The 18968-nt window shown below is 32.8% G+C and carries 17 protein-coding genes; 6 read left to right on the plus strand and 11 right to left on the minus strand.

What is annotated here, in order from left to right; genetic code table 11:
• Window positions 1-129: 129 nt before the first annotated feature.
• From dnaN to FJV36_RS06925, 5 genes are all read right to left on the minus strand, one after another.
• Window positions 130-1248, minus strand: a complete 1119-nt coding sequence (gene dnaN, locus FJV36_RS06905; protein WP_086455207.1) for a DNA polymerase III subunit beta — start codon at window positions 1246-1248, stop codon at window positions 130-132.
• Window positions 1249-1352: 104 nt separating this feature from the next.
• Window positions 1353-3038 carry a gliding motility-associated ABC transporter substrate-binding protein GldG gene (gene gldG / locus FJV36_RS06910; protein ID WP_158729164.1) on the minus strand — a complete coding sequence of 562 codons (1686 nt, stop codon included), beginning with the start codon at window positions 3036-3038 and terminating at the stop codon, window positions 1353-1355.
• A complete protein-coding gene (gene gldF, locus FJV36_RS06915) occupies window positions 3038-3763 on the minus strand; it encodes a gliding motility-associated ABC transporter permease subunit GldF (RefSeq protein ID WP_158729163.1) in 726 nt (241 codons plus the stop codon). The genes gldG and gldF overlap by 1 nt, the downstream gene beginning before the upstream one ends.
• 84 nt (window positions 3764-3847) lie before the next feature.
• Window positions 3848-4144 (minus strand): putative quinol monooxygenase, encoded by a 297-nt coding sequence (locus FJV36_RS06920; RefSeq protein WP_158729162.1) that lies wholly within the window; start codon window positions 4142-4144, stop codon window positions 3848-3850.
• Between the two features lie 18 nt (window positions 4145-4162).
• On the minus strand, window positions 4163-4990 hold the full coding sequence (locus tag FJV36_RS06925; protein ID WP_158729161.1) for an S-adenosyl-l-methionine hydroxide adenosyltransferase family protein: 828 nt from the start codon (window positions 4988-4990) through the stop codon (window positions 4163-4165).
• 158 nt (window positions 4991-5148) lie between these two features.
• On the opposite strand from FJV36_RS06925, the gene FJV36_RS06930 reads away from it, so the two are divergent.
• The 5 genes from FJV36_RS06930 (at window position 5149) to FJV36_RS06950 (ending at window position 11769) form a co-directional block, all read left to right on the plus strand.
• On the plus strand, window positions 5149-5628 hold the full coding sequence (locus FJV36_RS06930; RefSeq protein ID WP_158729160.1) for a hypothetical protein: 480 nt from the start codon (window positions 5149-5151) through the stop codon (window positions 5626-5628).
• Between the two features lie 21 nt (window positions 5629-5649).
• On the plus strand, window positions 5650-6600 hold the full coding sequence (locus FJV36_RS06935) for a PhoH family protein (RefSeq protein WP_158729159.1): 951 nt from the start codon (window positions 5650-5652) through the stop codon (window positions 6598-6600).
• 907 nt (window positions 6601-7507) lie between these two features.
• Window positions 7508-8341, plus strand: a complete 834-nt coding sequence (locus tag FJV36_RS06940; RefSeq protein WP_158729158.1) for a Cof-type HAD-IIB family hydrolase — start codon at window positions 7508-7510, stop codon at window positions 8339-8341.
• Window positions 8342-8365: 24 nt separating this feature from the next.
• Complete coding sequence (locus FJV36_RS06945; RefSeq protein ID WP_158729157.1) at window positions 8366-10714, plus strand: prolyl oligopeptidase family serine peptidase; 2349 nt, start codon at window positions 8366-8368, stop codon at window positions 10712-10714.
• Window positions 10715-10815: 101 nt separating this feature from the next.
• Window positions 10816-11769, plus strand: coding sequence for a phosphoribosylaminoimidazolesuccinocarboxamide synthase (locus FJV36_RS06950; protein WP_158729156.1), 954 nt, complete (start codon window positions 10816-10818; stop codon window positions 11767-11769).
• 184 nt (window positions 11770-11953) lie between these two features.
• Here FJV36_RS06950 and FJV36_RS06955 read toward each other — a convergent pair whose 3' ends face one another.
• The 6 genes from FJV36_RS06955 to FJV36_RS16470 all read right to left on the minus strand — a co-directional run bounded on the left by FJV36_RS06955 (window position 11954) and on the right by FJV36_RS16470 (window position 18370).
• Window positions 11954-13240, minus strand: coding sequence for a DEAD/DEAH box helicase (locus FJV36_RS06955; protein ID WP_158729155.1), 1287 nt, complete (start codon window positions 13238-13240; stop codon window positions 11954-11956).
• A gap of 355 nt (window positions 13241-13595) precedes the next feature.
• Entirely contained in the window at window positions 13596-14456 is an 861-nt protein-coding gene (locus FJV36_RS06960; RefSeq protein WP_158729154.1) for a neutral zinc metallopeptidase, read from the minus strand.
• Between the two features lie 778 nt (window positions 14457-15234).
• Complete coding sequence (locus FJV36_RS06965; protein ID WP_158729153.1) at window positions 15235-15693, minus strand: MarR family winged helix-turn-helix transcriptional regulator; 459 nt, start codon at window positions 15691-15693, stop codon at window positions 15235-15237.
• On the minus strand, window positions 15693-16124 hold the full coding sequence (locus FJV36_RS06970; protein ID WP_158729152.1) for a DoxX family membrane protein: 432 nt from the start codon (window positions 16122-16124) through the stop codon (window positions 15693-15695). Before FJV36_RS06970 ends, FJV36_RS06965 begins: the two co-directional genes overlap by 1 nt.
• A gap of 428 nt (window positions 16125-16552) precedes the next feature.
• Entirely contained in the window at window positions 16553-17791 is a 1239-nt protein-coding gene (locus tag FJV36_RS06975) for a T9SS type A sorting domain-containing protein (RefSeq protein ID WP_158729151.1), read from the minus strand.
• A 363-nt stretch (window positions 17792-18154) separates the two neighbouring features.
• On the minus strand, window positions 18155-18370 hold the full coding sequence (locus tag FJV36_RS16470) for a hypothetical protein (RefSeq protein ID WP_233264572.1): 216 nt from the start codon (window positions 18368-18370) through the stop codon (window positions 18155-18157).
• 108 nt (window positions 18371-18478) lie between these two features.
• Between FJV36_RS16470 and FJV36_RS06985 the strand changes: the two genes are divergently transcribed.
• Window positions 18479-18790 carry a transposase gene (locus FJV36_RS06985; protein ID WP_158727651.1) on the plus strand — a complete coding sequence of 104 codons (312 nt, stop codon included), beginning with the start codon at window positions 18479-18481 and terminating at the stop codon, window positions 18788-18790.
• The last annotated feature ends 178 nt before the right edge of the window (window positions 18791-18968 follow it).

An 18968-nucleotide genomic window follows, 5' to 3' on the forward strand; every position in this document is an offset into this window, starting at 1 on the left:
TATTTTTTAGATTTATTCCCTAAATATTAATACAGAAATAGTATTAAGAAAAAAAACCGTCTCCAAAATAGAGACGGTTTTTTTCAATATAAAAATGGTTTGGTTAATAGCGTATGTTAAATGGTAATCTTAGCTGTTAAGCATTACAGGCATTACCAGCATGGTAACAGTTTCACCTTCCTCTAATCCATCAACTGGAGTTAAGATTCCAGCTCTGTTAGGTAATGACATTTCAAGCATAATCATATCCGATTGTAAGTTGGTCAACATCTCAGTTAAAAAACGAGAGTTGTAGCCTATTTGCATATCGTCACCTTGGTAATCACAAGTCAATCTTTCTTCGGCTTTGTTTGAATAATCAATATCTTCTGCAGATACGTTTAACTCAGCACCAGCAATTTTCAATCTAATTTGGTGAGTAGTTTTGTTCGAAAAGATAGCTACACGACGCACAGAACTTAAAAATTGAGTACGGTCAATCATTAATTTATTTGGATTCTCTTTTGGGATTACCGCTTCGTAATTTGGATATTTTCCATCAATTAAACGACACATTAAAATGTAATTGTCAAAAGAGAAAGTAGCATTCGAATCGTTGTATTCTATTTTTACTTCTGCATCTGAAGATCCTAAAATATTTTTTAAGATGTTCAATGGTTTTTTTGGCATGATAAAATCAGCAACTTGAGAGGCTTTCACATCAGTTCGAGCATATTTTACCAATTTGTGCGCATCAGTTGCCACAAAAATTAAACCTTCTGGCGAGAATTGAAAAAACACTCCAGACATTACAGGACGTAAATCATCATTACCTGCAGCAAAAATAGTTTTACTTATAGCTGTAGCCAAAACATCAGCAGGAACAAGTGTTACAGATGGATCTTCAAGGTTAACTGATTTTGGAAACTCCTCACCAGGAGCATATGCAAGAGCATATTTACCTGAGTTAGAACTTATTTCTATGGTACTATTATCTTCTATAGTAAAAGTTAAGGGCTGCTCTGGAAATGTTTTAAGAATTTCCAAAAGTAATTTTGCAGGAACGGCAACGCTACCTTTACTTTCTGAATCGATTGATAAGGTTGCAGACATAGTAGTCTCTAAATCAGAGGCAGATACGGTCAATACATTATGATCTAGATCAAATAAGAAATTGTCTAAAATAGGTAATGTATTGCTGCTGTTGATTACATTCCCTAAAACTTGTAATTGTTTCAATAAGTATGAACTCGATACTATAAATTTCATCTGTTTTATTTTATTTTTTTAAGGTATTTCTTTATTCGTGAAATACGTTACATGTTACAAATATATCGTAAACTATTCTAGTTTGGAAACTTTTTTATTAACATCTATTTACTGTATTTTCTTTTACGAATGAAAGTAAACACAAAACCGAAGATCCCCAAAATAATAATTGGTAACCCGATAGTTAGTATTGGGGTACTGCTATAGTTTTCATAAACCTTTTCTTTGTCTAATAAAGGCAAATCTAGATCCTTGCTTCGAATGTTAATAAGTCCATTATCATCTAGGAGGTAATTGACACAGTTTATTAAAAAATCTTTGTTGTCATATAAATTTCCTGAACGCTGATCATAACCCAGCTCAACAGGTTGAAAGTTTTTATCCAATTGGTTTTTGATTAGATCTCCATCGGCTATAACAATCATTTTATTTGCATTTCCTTGGTCTAAAAATGTTTTTTGTTCAAAAGGCAATACTCTATTTTTATACATCGATTCAAAACTACCTTCGAGTAATACGGATAATGGCAGTTTACCTTTTGCAGCATAATCAGCAGGCGAAGTTTCTTCGGTAACACTTTCTAAATTTACTTCTGATGGCGTTCCTATCTTTTTTGAATATTGAGAGGACTGTAGCAGTACTGTTTTTTTGATGCCGTTTTTCAAGGTATCAATAGGATTAGCAAAGTCAAACTTGATTCCGCCTAAATTTTTTACAATAGGGTGTACACTTGTAGGATATACTTGTGGTGCAAATTTCCAGTTGAATTCCTGAAATTGAGTTGCGCTTCCTTGTTCGCCAGTAGCTAGTTTTATAGGGCTTCCTTGCTCGTCTTTTATTAAATCTGGATTAATACGAAAGCCATATTTAAAAAACATATCATTCAAGTTCAAATCCCTTGGGTAGGCTAGGGTTGCTCCCGCAGGATTGTATAAACTATCCATTTCTGCTACAACTTGATCTACAAGCCACAACGTTTTACCGCCATGCATGATGTATTGATCCAGTACTTGTTTTTCTTGATCGGTAAACGTTTCGGTTGGTTTTGCAATGAGTGCTAGTTCATATTCTTTAAGAGATTCTAAACTTTTTAACGGATTTTTTGCTACTGAATCAAGTGTGAAAGGAGCAATAAAGTAACTTTCTCGTACTTGCAATAAAAATTTGGCCATTAAAATATCTTGTAGTTCGCCATTCCCTTTGATGACCGCTATTTTTTTCTGTTTGGCTTTTGTAATTTTATTTAAACCTTCGGCAATAGAATATTCCAAATGTTGGACAGATCCTATCACTTTTTGAGTAGTTGAGGCTCCCATGATATTCTTTAGCAAAGGAATGTTGACTTCTTTGTTATCATAAACAGCAATTGCCCACGGGAAAACCATAGCTTGTGACTGTTTTCCTTTGTCATCAACAGTTATGTTTACAGGTGTTAAGCCTTTTCGATACAATTCTTTGATGTTGTCCATACTTGCGTCCTTGTTTTCCAAAGGATCTACAAATTCAAAGACTAAATTAGAATTATAAGCTTGAAATTCTTCTAAAAGTTGCTTTGTTTCTTGTTGTAAGCGTCTGAACTCTGGAGGTAAATCGCCTTGCATGTATACTTTTATAACAAGCGGATTTTGAACCTGATCAATAATTTTTAATGAGGTAGGGGAAAGGGTGTATCTCTTATCTTTTGTTAAATCAAAACGATGAAAAAAGGAACTTCCTATTGCATTTACAATCAATACAACGGCAAGAATAATCAATACTGATTTCAGGTTTTTTTTCTTAGAAGTAGTCATTACGATTTGAAAGATTTTAGATTATAAACAGTAAATGAAAGAAAGACAACGGTAATACTTGTAAAATAAAGAATGTCTCTCGTGTCTAGTACTCCGCGACTCATACTCTTAAAATGATCCTGCATGCCTAATGAAGCAATAATTTGAGATAAACTTGGAACCACTGTTGCTATGCCTTCGAACCCAAAATAAAAAAAGAAGCAAATAAAAACGGCCAAAATAAAAGCAACAATTTGGTTGTCTGATAGTGTTGAGGTGAATATCCCAATAGAAGAATAGGCTGCAATTAGGAACACTAATCCAAAATAGGAACCTATTGTGCTTCCCATATCGATATTACCCTCAGCTATTCCTAGGTCATAAATAACGGCTACATAAATAAAGGTTGGAATTATGGCTATTAGAATTAAAAGCAAAGATCCAAGAAATTTCCCGTTTACAATTTGCCAAATACTTAATGGTTTTGTTAGTAATAATTCTAAGGTTCCTTGTTTTTTCTCATCTGAGAAACTGCGCATGGTTACTGCTGGAATCAGGAAAATTAAAATCCAAGGTGCCAAAGTGAAAAAGGGAGTCAAATCAGCAAAACCAGAATTAAGGATGTTGTATTCTCCTTCAAAAACCCAAAGAAATAATCCGTTAATGATTAAAAAAATGGCAATTACTAAATAACCTATTGGCGAACCGAAAAAGGATTTTATTTCTCGTAAAACTATTGATTTCATTTGTTTTTTTGTTTAAAGTTTCAAATGTTTAATATTTAAAGTTCCCAATCCAACAACTTTAAACCTTAAACTTTAAACTATTTTTTACTCTAAAGTAACTAATTTATCCACGCTCCACGCTTCGGGTTTATCGTTGAATAATTTTTTGGTGAAAGTCCACACTTCGTAAAATAGTTCAGAATTTCTGTAATTTTCTAAATCGGCTTCGGTTTCCCAATAACTGTAAGTAAAGAAAATGCTTTTGTTGTTTTTATCTTGATACAATTCTAAGAAACGATTTCCAGGCGCATTTCGTATTTTATCTTTCATTAACTCAAAGTTTTCTAAAAATGCCGGAATATGCTCTTCATGAAAACTTAATTTTACAATGCGTACAAACATTAGATTTTGGTTTAAACTTTATATAAATTTTATAATAATAACATCTCTATAATTAAGTCCTAACAAACTACTTGCCGATCCAACTTTTGAAGGATTACTTCTAAAAATAGCAATTTCTAAGTAGCCTGCTTCATTAAAGATAGCTAGTTTTTCGCCTTCATAGGATTTAATGGGATATTTGTCATTTTTTGCAATAGCAGAATAATTTGGTAATATGTTTTTAATATTTTTAGTTTTCAAAACAATTTCATAAGGTCTTCCTTGTGCTACTTGATTAAAATATTCTTTGGATATATTAGTAACAACGTTCCCAAAATGGTCAATGTAAACCACATGCCCTTTTAACGAATTTCCATCAACAGCTAAAACCGCATTTAAATCTGTTACTTCTTTTAGTGTATCAATGGGAGTGCCTATAGTTTTTAGAGCGCCACCTTGAGCTAAATGACATGCTACGGTTACAAACGCGTCAAGGTCAACAGCATCTTGGTCTAATTGATCAGAAATGTCTATGGCTACAATTTCTTGCGGATATAATTTTTGCGAAAGCATACTCAAAATACCATTATCAGCAGCAATAAAATAATGATCATTCCATTGCATTGCAATATGTTGGTTTTCTTTATTCCGCTCCATATCTACTCCAATGAGGTGTATGCTACCTTTAGGGAAACTGCTGTATGCTGCACTCACACAATAACTGGCCTCTACGGTATTAAAAGGATCAATTTCATGAGAGATATCAATAATTGTTGCCTCAGTATATTGAGATAAAATTTTTCCCTTCAACGCACCTACAAAGTGGTCTTTCAAGCCGTAATCGGTAGTAAGGGTAATTATTGACATAAATTTGTTTATAACTATTGCTGTTTTGTAAACCTAATTTTCACTAAATTTGAGAAACGCAAAGCTAAAGTATTTTAAGCTTTAAATTAAATAGAAATTTCAATTTGAATATTTTAGTTGGCATGAAAAAAATCTTTTTATTTCTCTTTATACTTAGTATGAGTTTGAAATCGTGGAGTCAAATTCTTGTCTACAAAGGGAGTGGTGTTATTGCCAATCAAAAAAATACAGTACTAACACCTAATTTAGTACGAATTGCATTGACTAAAAACCCAGATTTGTTGCACGAATATAATATAGGACGGAGAAAGTTAACTATTGGAAATACGTTGTTAATAGCTGGACCCATAGTATTAGGTGTGGGAACGATGGCGTACGTGATTTCAGGATTTGATGAGGGTATGAATCCAGAATTTGAGGGTAAACTCAATAGAAGCATTCCTAAAATAATTATGGGGACAGGTTTTGCTGCTCTATTAATTGCAATTCCGGTAAGAATAGGTTTCTCAAGAAAAATTAAAAATGTAGTTGCGGAATACAACAATCAAAATGCTACCGGTTATAAGCAGTTTGAAAGTACCAAAGTAGATTTGATAACCAATTCAAATGGTATAGGACTACGATTAACTTTAAATTAAAACAACTAAACATATTATCATTTGAACGAAAGAATAATTGAGCTCATAGACATCGCTCCAAAAGACTTTTGGGGCGCTCAAGACACTCATCTTGAATCCATAAAGAAATATTATCCAAAATTAAAAATCGTTGCAAGAGGAACTATACTCAAGGCTTTTGGTGAAAAAGAAGTTTTAGACGAATTTGAAAAACGATTTCAGCGATTGATGCTTCATTTTACGCGTTACAACAACATAGATAATAATGTTATTGAAAGAGTTATTATGGGAGATGCACAAGAAGATCGTAAATTTCAAGGGAGTGACAAAATTTTAGTACATGGTGTGGGTGGCAAAATAATTAAAGCCATGACTCCTAACCAGCAATTGCTTGTTGATACGCTTGAAAAAAACGATATGGTTTTTGCAGTAGGTCCAGCAGGAACAGGGAAAACATATACTGGTGTTGCCATGGCTGTGAAAGCATTGAAAGAAAAACAGGTAAAAAGAATCATTTTGACTAGACCTGCGGTTGAAGCTGGAGAAAATCTCGGTTTCTTACCCGGCGATATGAAAGAAAAACTAGATCCATACATGCAGCCTTTGTATGATGCATTGCGTGACATGTTGCCTAATGAAAAATTAGAAGATTATATTTTAAAAGGCATTATTCAAATTGCACCGCTTGCTTTCATGAGGGGTAGAACACTTGATAATGCTTTTGTAATCTTAGATGAAGCTCAAAACACGACTCATTCCCAAATGAAAATGTTCTTAACCCGTATGGGTAAAAGTGCTAAGTTTATGATTACTGGTGATCCGGGTCAGGTAGATTTACCAAGGCGGACCATATCAGGACTTAAAGAAGCTTTGTTAGTTTTAAAAGATATTGATGGAATAGGAATTATTTACCTGGATGATAAAGATATTGTGCGTCATAGACTAGTTAAGAAAGTTATTGATGCTTACAAAATGATTGAAAATAATGATTAAACTTACAAGCATGTAACAAGTTGATGTGCTAAATTTTTTAACAAGTTGCTTGGTTGTAATCAATAAATAGTTTTTTGTAGAAATTATTTACAGCTTGTGATTTTCATGAACAAGTACAAATTACTTCATTAATTCTTGCTCTAATAGTCGAATTAATGAAGATAATTTGTTTACTAATTAAAGTAAATGTTTATCAAAAAAAGATTTGTTATAATAGCTGTAAAGTACGTAAATATATTGTTTAGTAAAAACGTATTTCCACGTTGTCCTTACATTAAAAATGAATACTATTGGAACTAAAACATATGAAAGTAAACTTTTAAGTATTTATCGCAACTAATAGTTAAAGATTTTCATTTTTGTCATCAACATTTTTATCGTTTACAGTAGGGTAGTTTTCTTCCCTTTGTTTTTTATTCGAATAAAAAATGTTCCAAAATGTTAGGCACATATAAATTAAAAAAATTATGCCTCCAATGATAAAAAAACTTGCACTCATGGTTTTCTTCTTTGACGGATTGCTATTGCGAATAATAAAATTGTTCCAGGCCAGTGAGCTGAATATGCAGCTTCTTCATACCTCCCAGCTATTCCTAGTCCAATTGAATATAACATACAAATGAATGCTAGTATTACGGGATACCACTTTAAAATAAATGATTTCATAAGATATTTTTATATTTTTTACTAAAGTACTTAAAATATAATAAAATATAAAATTTAATTTGGATTAAACAGCAATTTTCTGTAAAGCCACTTAATTTCATCAGTTGCCATTTTGATTAAGTGTCTTGTATTGATATTTACATGCTATTTTAACATAATACAGCACTAAAAAAAAGTATGTTCTCTTTTCATTGTCTAAAAAATAGAATAGTTTTGAGGGTATGAATTTTTTAGAAAAAAAATGATTGTAAAACAGAATATTAAAGTTATAATTAGTGATTTAGATGGGACATTACTCAACTCAAATCATACAATTTCAGATAAAACCATTTCTGTTTTTCAAAAACTCCACCGTCTTAATTATATAATCATTGTTGCAACTGGGCGTCATCATCTTGATGCTATGCCAATACTTGATTCACTAGGATTTCCCGTTTATTTGGTCTCGTCAAATGGTGCTCGTATTCATTCCCCTGATAAAAAGTTACTTTATTCGTTTGATATAAAAAGTGATCACATTCAGTCAGTACTAAGCATTGACATCGATCCAGATATTACAACGGTTTTATTCAAAGAGGACATTTGGTTTACCAATAAATTTAACAAGAAGTTAAATGATTTTCAACCTGAAATAAGGTATCGTCCTGAGCTGGTAAATTTTAATGAATTAGAAGACTATGCTGGGATTAAATTATTGTTTACCCACGAAAATCATTCAAAACTACTAGCGGTTAGAGATCAGATTTTAGAAAAACATGAGGGGTTATTCAATCACGCCTTTAGTTTGCCTTTTTGCTTAGAATTCATGGATAAATCAGTTGATAAAAGTGTGGCTATTGCTAAAATTCTTGAACTTGAGAATTTTAGTTTTCAAGAAACACTTGTCTTTGGGGACGGTTATAATGATGAAAACATGCTCCGCGAGGCAGGAATAGGCGTACTTATGGAGAATGCTCCTCAAAGTTTGAAAGACTTGTTACCGCAACTTGAAATCACATCGACTAATGATACTGAAGGAGTTGCAAACTACATCACCAACAAAATAATTAACTCTAAACTAGAACTGCAACAATAACAACTAAACTTAAATGAAATTGAAATGAATAAAAATATAATACTGTTTCTTTGCATGCTTTTTTCGGTTACAATTAACAGCCAAACCTTAAAGCTAGACGAAATCATGAAAGGAAATGCTTTCATTGGTTCTCAACCAGAAAACGAAAGATGGTCAATAGATGGACAAAAAGTATATTTTGACTGGAACCCACATAATGAACTAGGAAATAGTACGTATTTCTGGAAAAAAGGAATGACAAAACCAGAACTTGCACCTGCCAGTGAAGCTCTTTTTTCAAGATTAGATTTAAGAAAATCATCTAATCCAGATGTGTGTTTTTATCTTGATAAAGGCCGTTTGTATTCGTATTCTTTGAAAAATAAAGTTTCTAAAAAGTTGTTTCAGCACAGCAGTCCCATTTCAAATTTGCAAGTAAGTGCAACAGCGGGTTTGTTGTTTTTTAGACAAAATGACAATATTTTTCAATACAACATAAACGAAGGTTCTTTGATTCAGCTCACAAATTTCCGAAAAGGAAAAGCAGATGAGGTTGCTTCTCAAAAAGAAACTTTTTTAAAGACCCAGCAAGAAGAGTTGTTCCAATTTGTAAGAGATCAAGAGGCGTTAAAAAAATGGAATGCTGAAAAAGCAAAACTTTCTAAGTCAGATTTTCCAAAACCTTATTTTTATGGAAAAAATACTTTTGGAGGGTTAAAAATGGATCCTAAAGGCAGTTATGCCACTTTTAGATTACTAGAAGAAGTAGAGGGAAAAAGAGAAAAAATGGAGGCTTTTATTACTGCAAGTGGCTACAATGATATTGTTGACACTAAAGAAAAAGTTTCTGTAAATAATTTGATTCCTTCAAAGTTTGGTGTTTATAATGTTGCTAAAGACTCCGTTTATTTTATCAATTTTTCTACTTTGAGCCATATTCAAGATGTACCAAAATATTTTGAATTGTATGAGAAAAATAAAAATGTGGAGAAAAAGAACAAATTAATTATTGTTCAAGAGCCAATATATAATGATGATGGTAGCTATGCCGTTTCAGAGATAAGAAGTCAAGATAACAAAGACCGTTGGATAGTACGTTTGAATCTTGAAAAAAATACTTTTGAAGAAATAAATTATCAGCATGACGAAGCATGGATTGGAGGTCCTGGAATTCCGTCAAGCTCTTTCGGGAGAGGAACTCTTGGTTTTTTAGCTGATAATGAGACTGTTTATTTCCAATCTGAAGAGACCGGTTATTCTCATTTGTACACATATAATTTAAAGTCAAAACTTAAAACTCAATTGACACAAGGCAATTGGGAAGTACGATCAGTAGCTTTGGCTAAAGATAGAAAAGCATTTTACCTAACAACTACAACCACACATCCAGGAAATAGAAGTTTTTACAAGCTTGATATTTCGACAAAAAAAATGCAACCTATTTTAACTAGTGATGGTGCTCATGAAGTAAGTATATCTCCTGATGAAAGTTCGTTATTAGTTCGCTATTCTTATAAAAATAAACCTTGGGAATTATATGTTGCAAGTAATAGGACCAATACCTCTTTGGACCAAATTACATCATCGTTAACAGAAAGTTTTAAGTCATATTCTTGGCGTGCACCCGAAGTAATTACGTTTAAAGCTCAAGATGGTACAACCGTTCATGCTAGACTATACAAGCCTCAGCAAGCAATTGCAAACAAAGCGGCTGTATTATTTGTACATGGAGCAGGTTATTTGCAAAACGCGCACAATTATTGGAGTAGCTACCATAGAGAGTATATGTTTCACAACATGTTAGTTGATCAAGGGTATACGGTTCTTGACATTGATTATAGAGGAAGTGATGGATACGGACGCGATTTTAGAACCGGGATATACCGTTTCATGGGAGGGAAAGATTTATCAGATCACTTGGATGGAAAAAAGTACTTGGTTGAAAATCATGGTATAGATGCTTCAAAAGTGGGTATCTACGGAGGTTCTTATGGTGGTTTTATTACGTTAATGGGAATGTTAACAGCACCAAAAGAGTTTGCATCAGGTGCAGCACTTAGATCTGTTACAGATTGGGCACACTACAACCATGGCTACACCGGAAATATTTTAAATTTTCCTGAAACAGATCCCGATGCGTACAAAAAAAGTTCTCCAATATATTTTGCGGATAATCTTCAAGGTGATTTATTGATGTTACACGGAATGGTTGATGATAACGTAGAGTATAAGGATATTGTTCGTTTGTCTCAGCGTTTTATTGAATTGGGTAAGAAAAAATGGAGTTTAGCTAGTTTTCCAGTTGAAGCACACGGATTCAAAGAAACGTATTCATGGGTTGATGAGTACAGCAGGATATTAGATTTATTCAATCAAACCTTACTCAAAAAATAGTTTTCCTGTAATATCAAACAATTGAATGAGGTATTCATTGCTATACTTTATGAAATAGTTTTAAATTTGCAGCTACAATATAAACACACACAACTAAAAAAATGAGCCACACAATTACAACTACAAATTTCAATTTCCCCAACCAAAAAGCAGTTTACCGCGGTAAAGTAAGAGAAGTATACACTATAAATGATGAACTATTGGTTATGGTTGCTACTGATAGGCTTTCTGCATTTGATGTGGTTTTACCAAAAGGAATTCCGTACAAAGGTCAAATTTTAAATCAAATTGCTACCCGATTTATGGAACTGACCTCGGATATTGTGCCAAATTGGTTGCTTGATACACCAGATCCAAATGTAGCTGTTGGGAAATTATGTGAGCCATTTAAGGTAGAAATGGTTATTAGAGGTTATCTTTCAGGACATGCAGCTCGTGAATATGCTCTTGGTAAAAGAGAAATTTGTGGCGTTTCAATGCCTAATGATTTAAAAGAAAACGATAAATTTCCTGAACCAATAATTACACCTACAACTAAAGCAGATAACGGAGAACACGATGCTGATATTTCAAGAGAAGAAATTTTAAATAAAGGTATTGTATCTCTAGAGGATTACCTTGTTTTAGAAAAGTACACGAGAGATTTATATCAAAGAGGGACAGAGATTGCAGCGGGTAGAGGTCTTATTTTGGTGGATACCAAATATGAATTTGGTAAAACCAAAGAAGGTAAAATTGTTTTGATTGATGAAATTCATACTCCCGATTCTTCACGTTATTTTTATGCAGATGGATATCAAGACCGTCAAAATAATGGTGCCGAACAAAAACAATTGTCAAAAGAGTTTGTAAGAAGGTGGTTGATAGAAAATGGTTTTCAAGGACTTGAAGGACAACAAATACCTGAAATGACAGATGAGTATATAGAATCTGTATCTGAAAGGTATATCGAATTATACGAAAATATATTAGGTGAAAAGTTTATAAAAGCAGATATCACTAACATTGATGCAAGAATTGAAGCTAATGTAATAGATTATTTGTCTTGTAAATAATGATCAAAACAGAAAATCTGCTAATTTGAATAGCGGATTTTTTGTGTCAAAAATCTTTATCAAAAATCATTATTTTTTCATTCTTAAAGATTATCAGCTTACTAAAAACAATAGAGACCGTAAATCATGTTTTGATTTACGGTCTCTATTGTTTTTAGTAATTATAGGTTTACATCTATAGTAATTACCTATTCACACGTCTATCATTAGTTGAGCTAGTAGTACGTCTATTTCCAAAATTATTTGTTTTTTTGGCAGCATCTACTTTAGGTTGTTTGGGTGCAGAAAAACGTTGTGTTCTACCTTGACCTTGTTTTATAGGCTCTTTTGATGCGTTGGGATCCGGCTCAAAACCTTTGATACTTTCTTTTGGGATTGTTAACCCAACTAATTTCTCGATATCTCTTAAAAAAACAGTCTCATCAGGACTAAACAATGAAATTGCTTTACCATTTGCACCAGCACGACCTGTTCTACCTATTCTATGAACGTAATCTTCTGGGATGTTAGGTAATTCAAAATTTACAACATGCGGTAATAATGGAATGTCTAATCCACGAGCAGCAATATCTGTTGCAACAAGAGCCGTTAAACTTCCATTTTTAAAACCTTCTAAAGCTTTTGTTCTAGCGCCTTGACCTTTATTGCCGTGAATAGCGGCAGCTTTAATACCAGCATCGTTCATAAACTCAGTTAGTTTATTAGCGCCTTGTTTGGTTCTTGTAAACACTAAAATTTGTTTCCAGTTCCCTTCGGTAATCAGTTTTATGATTAATTCGGTTTTTTTCTCTTTGGCAACAGGATAAATGAGTTGGGTTATGGCGTCAACAGTAGTGTTTTCAGGAGTTGCTTCAACTTGAATAGGATTTTGAAGAATTCCCATCGCTAGTTTTTTAATATCTTTTGAAAAAGTTGCTGAGAAAAGTAAGTTTTGTCTTTTTTGAGGTAAAACTTTCAATACTCTTTCAATATCACGTAAAAATCCCATATCCAGCATTCTATCGGCCTCATCAAGAACTAAAATTTCAACTTTTGCAAGTGAAATCAAACCTTGATTGTGTAAGTCTATAAGTCTTCCTGGTGTTGCTACCAGAATATCAATGCCTTGACGTAATTGTGTTACTTGTGGATTTTGATTTACTCCACCAAAAATAACCGTACTTTTTAAATCTAAAAATTCGCTGTATTCTTTGATATTTGCTAATATCTGAGCTGCTAATTCTCTTGTAGGTGTAAGGATTAAAGATCGAATTGGACGATTGCGAACGGGTTGTGTTTGAGATAACAGTTGCAATATTGGGAGCGTAAAACCTGCTGTTTTTCCTGTTCCAGTTTGAGCAGATGCTAAAACATCTTGGCCTTTAAGTATGGGAGGTATGGCTTTTTGTTGAATTGGAGATGGGGTAGTGTACCCTTTTTTGCTGATTGCTTTCAGTAAAGAATCAGATAAACCTAATGAATTGAATGACATAAATTGTATTTACGAAGCAAACACATTTATATATTTTGCTCCTTTAATTTGGCGCAAAGGTATGTCATTATTTTGGATATCTCTTGATTGAGAGGTTTTCTTTGTTTAAGACACTTGTGTAAAGTACTGTTTTACAATGCAAAGAGGGTTTTGTGTAGGCTTTTTAATCACATTATTGCTTGTAAAAACACTCTAAAATCATGAAAATGAAAACAACAATTGATTATTCATGAATTACAAAAGATCATTTTTACAATAGAGAACATTTTTGAATCAAACCTGAAAATTATTTTTTTGGATCAAATTGAATAAAAAAAATGTGGCATGCAGTTGTAATGCTACATGCCACAATGTGTTAATTGATTTCAGCAAAAGTATTACCTTGCTTGATATCGCCAGTTTTATATCCTTTCATAAACCAAGCTTTTCTTTGAACCGAAGTTCCATGAGTAAAGGATTCTGGAACAATATGCCCCTGCATTTTGGCTTGAATAGCATCATCACCTACAGCGTGAGCGGCACTTAATGCTTCTTCAAGATCACCTTCTTCAAGTATATTTTTCATTTTTTGATTGTAGTGTGTCCAAACGCCAGCATAAAAATCAGCTTGTAATTCTAGAGCTACAGATAATGCATTTGCCTCTGCCTGACTTTTACCTTGTTGCATTTGTCTCATTTTTGATGAAGTTCCTAGTAAGGTTTGTACATGATGTCCAATCTCATGTGCAATTACATAGGCTGTTGCAAAATCACCACCTTGGGCCCCAAATTTAGTTTTCAACTCATTAAAGAATGTTAAATCCATGTAGACTTTTTGATCTGCAGGACAATAAAATGGTCCAGAGGCCGAGGTTGCGCTACCACATTCTGTATCTACTCCCTGTGTGAATAAAATTAATTTAGGTCTTTTGTACTGCATATTATTTTCCTTAAAAATTTTATCCCATACATCCTCTGAATCAACTAATACGGCTTCAACAAATTTTCCTTCTTCAATTTCTTCAGCAGTTAAGGCTCTCTGTTCTGTGGGTGCACTTTGTCCTTGATTCATTTGCTCAAGAATAGGTGTTATCATTTGAGCATTTTCTCCACCAAAAGTATTTAGTAAAAGGATAACAATACCTATTATTCCCCCGCCTACTATAGTTTTTCCACCAGAAGACATTCCTCTTCTGTCTTCAAAATTTTCACTTGAACGTCTGCCACTCCATTTCATAAGTTTTATTTTTAGTTGTTTGGTTTAAAATTACATAATATTTTAACATTCTCAACATTACTTTAAATTTTACATTATCCATTTTGTTACAGAGGCGCCTATGATGCCTTTTATTATTGGTTTTGAAGTAAAATCATTCATGCCAGAAGCATTACATTTTTTTCTTATTCTGCTTTTTCTGCATCAGCAGTTAAGTTAGGGCTTTTGTATGAATTGCCTTGTAATTTAGCACGTTTTTAATGCATTGTAAAATTTCGTAGCTATTCATGATAGGCATTTCAAGATCCATAAAAATAATATCTATTGACACATCCTTAAAGTTTTCAACGCCGTCTAGTCCGTTTATAGCTTCTTTAATTTAGGTAGGATTCGTTTTTAATCAAAGTTTTTAAGAGTTAGAGGTTTCGTTAAAATATTCAACAATCAAAATACGTGTTTTTCTTGAATTTTTAATTTATTCTTCATTAGACTTGTCAATAATATTTAAGATTTTTTTTGCTAAGTAATTTTTATCAAGGACGTTATCAGTTACTTTTAGTTTGTGGTCAAATGACAAAGTACTTCCTGAATTGAAGGTAATTTCTACTTTTAATTGACTGCTTAGTAGTACTAATAATTTTTTGTATGTGGTTTGATACTAGTCCCGTACCGCCAAATTTTCTGGTAAGTGATTCATCTTTTACTAGTCAAGTTTTGCTGCATTTTTACCAATTATTTTTGACTATTAAGCACTAATTTACTTTGTATAATAAAATCACATTTTCTATCTATTTGGTTTTTATTCTAAATTTTTCGTGTCGCTTTTTAATATAGTAATCCATTCATTCAGCGTGTCTCTTAACTGAGTAATATCGTTCATTGTAATGTTTTCGGTCAACAATGTTTTTAAGAGGTTCTCAGGAATTGATAATGCAAGCGTTTTCAATTGGCTTCCCGTGTCTGTTAATTGAATGATGACATTTCTTTCATCCGCATTAGAACGAATACGTTCAAGAAGATTCATTTTCTCCATACGTTTTAGCAAAGGGGATAGGGTGTTCGTGTTCAGAAATAATTTCTCAGTAATATGATTTACAGTACATTTGTCTTTTTCCCACAACACTAGTAATACTAAATATTGAGGATATGTTAAGCCTAATTGTTCCAGGTGGGGTCTATATGCTTTGGTAAGTAGTCGTGAAACGGAATAAATCGGAAAACAAACTTGGTTGCCTAGTTTTAGTTGTGTATTTTCCATTAGTTGTTATTTTTTTTTGCTCTCCAGGCTTTCCATGATCCTGCTGACCATAATGCCCAAACTACCAATACCGGCTGAAAGAACAATCGTCGAAATCTGGCTCCGTCAGAATTTAATACTCCAAAAGCATCTTTGCCCTCTAGATATTGGGCAATATTCCCTGGAAATATCAATATAAAAAATACTGCTAGAGCGCAACCAAATTGAATACGCTTCTTTGTCCATAAAGCCAAACCAAGACCTAGAGCAATTTCTACAATCCCAGATAGGATCACGACCAGATCCTTATTTAAAGGAAGCCAATCTGGGACTTGCGCCTGAAATTCTATACGATTAAATGTTAAGTGACTAACTCCTGCATAAATCATAAAGACCGCAAGTAGAATTCTAAAAATTTTTTGTGTAATTGTCGTTTTATTTTCCATATACATATAATTTATATCGTGCTAGATTATATCGTGCACGATACAAAAATACACGATTTATTTTAATAACCACTATTGTGTAGTAAAAATAATATCAGGGTCATAAAAAAATGAAGAACAACAGTATAAACAATTAGTGATTTCCTTCAAGTTTAATGCCCTTGCCAGTCCCTAGGTAGCGTGAGTTTCATGTACAAATTAGCTGGGATGATTGGATGTATGCTTGATAGTGAAAAAAAAAACTTAAAAAAAACTACATTGGAAGTACTGCAAAAAAAAGAGGACATTACATCCTCTTGACATTCTCTCTCAAAATTTTACGATAAGTGCATAGTTCCCGCCAGTGACCAGGTTCAGCCTGGCCGACGTGGATGATTCAACACGGGTTTCATTGTTCGGCTTGCAGCTGCAACGAAACCCTAACTGCAAGAAGGTTAGTTTTTTATAATTTTCTTAATTGATGTTTTTCCATTTATATCACTAATTTTAGCAAAATAAATACCAGTCTTTAAACCGGTTAAATTTATTTTATTATCTTGAAATTCCAAATTATTTATTATTTTACCATTTAAATCAGAAATTTGTATGTCTTTAATGTCTAAGTTACTTTTTATAAATAAATAATCAGTAGTTGGATTTGGATATATTGATACATTGTTTATTTCTTCTATTTCTGGCAAGCCTAATGTTGAATCTTTTATAATAATTACTTTGTTGTCAGTTGTGTTAAAAGCATAACAACCATTTCCGCAAGTTATTATGTTTTTTACAGAACCAAAGGCTTGTGAAATTGGTAAACTATTATTCAACAAAAAAGTATTAGGATTAAATCGCTTAAATGTGATGTTTCCAGAAAAATCATAACTAGCAAAACATACAAGATTATAATGACTGTCATATACAACTGGACCGGTTGCATTTGAAAATTGACCAATAACAAACGGCGCTGTAGTAACATCAACAACCTTACCATCAAATGAGTAGATATAATTATCTTTATAAATAAAATCTAGATAAAAGTTTGATAATACATTTTGAGTTACACCAACATTACTAACTCCGCTACTATTTACTGATAATCTTCTAATTCCAAATTCAGTTGTTTCATTATTGTATCCAATTAATGAATTTTGGCTAGTAAATTCTATTCTGTTGCTTCCTGTATGATCAGGTGTTGTTGTCGGTCTCATAATACTATTGTCATATATTACGACTCCTTCATGTCTAGGAGAAAATCCATTATTCTTTCTAGAAATAGCTATAGTTGTTGGTTGACCTGGCATAACTTCAATATCTTCGGCATAGTAGGACCCACTTGAGGAATCAGTTCCTAAACTAAATTGGAGTCCTGCTGTTTGACTTGCGACATCAAATCGTCTTACAGTTGAAGATCCACTAAATCCAGAATATATATATTGTCCATTGTCTGAAATTGCAAGAATTGTTGGTTCACTTCCAATGAAAGTTGTTTTTTCTAATAAGTATGTGTTTGGATTTATAACACCTATACTGTTTCCATTTGAACCATTAGAACTTGGAATACTTGCATAAATTTTATTAGTTACTGAATCATATACTAAATCATTTGTAGTTAAATTCAAATTGTTTACTTGTAATTGTGCAAATGCCATTGAGCTCGTTCCAAATATTAAAAAAGATAGAATTTTTTTCATATTTATGTATTATTTTATTAGTTCCGTTTTTTGTTTTTATAACTTATACGCTAACGTCAGTTTGTTAAAAAAACCTTCGTTTTTCACCAAACAAATATAGCAAAAAAGTCGCGCCAAAACAGGATTTTTTGCATTTTACAGGATACAATATATGTTAGAAATTTCCCTTTATAAGATGTTTATTTCCACTTTGGAAGACGTTATTATTCTCGATAATATTATTTGAAAAAAGATTTTTCATCAGCCAGACGTCCCGCTACTACAGCGGGTTTGGGACTAAATTAGGCCCTATTTTCGGATTTGCCAAAAGGAACAAAGTACGCTTTTATACTTTCCCTCACTTGATGTTTTGTATTCCTAAATTTAACTTGTCTTTACATTGTTTTGTCCTATAATACGTTTACGCAAAAGTGTTAAGATATCACTCCGAACTATTAAGGGGCTAAAATATAGAGCTATGGCTGATAGCGCATTTTTATCATTGCGGTTGATGGTGTGTGTGGCTACAACCAAGTTGTGTTTATCATCAACAGCGGCTTGAATATTGTAACTGATATCTACCACTACTCCTTGTACCAAAAGTGCTCGTGCATCGGGATCAGTGGTACTAATCTGAGGCTCGCCACTTATTTTAGCCCCTTAATAGTTCGGAGTGATATTTTAAATTTCAAATAGTACATTTGATATATGAAATACAAGAAATGGAGTTTAGAAGAAAAGCTAGAAATCCTATCCTTTTCAGAAGAATTAGGAGTTGTTGAAACGTGCCGTAAATACAGCGTTAGCACTGGCACTTTGTATAGCTGGAAGAAGAAACACGAGAAGCAGGGAGAAGCTGGTTTAAAAGTAACTTATGACACTAGTAGTAAAGAGCTAAAGCAAGCTGAGGAAGAAAACAGAATTCTACGCAAATTATTAGCTAACAAGGAAATCGAATTAGAAATTGGGCGTGAACTTTTAAAAAAAAAGTTTGGGACATCCGATCCAAGAAAGATTTAGTAGATAGTATTTATAGTAAACATAAGATTAGTAAAACCAAAATTATTACTATAGTAGGAATGGTTCAAAGTAGTTATTACCGAAGACCAAGCTCAAATAAAAAAGGTATTAAACCTAGTGAATTTACTTTTAATAAATCTAAAGGATATGTAAGTCAAGACGCGGTTATTAAATCGAT

The organism is Flavobacterium sp. I-STPP5a, assembly GCF_009764685.1.
In the GTDB taxonomy this organism is placed as follows: Bacteria; Bacteroidota; Bacteroidia; order Flavobacteriales; family Flavobacteriaceae; genus Flavobacterium.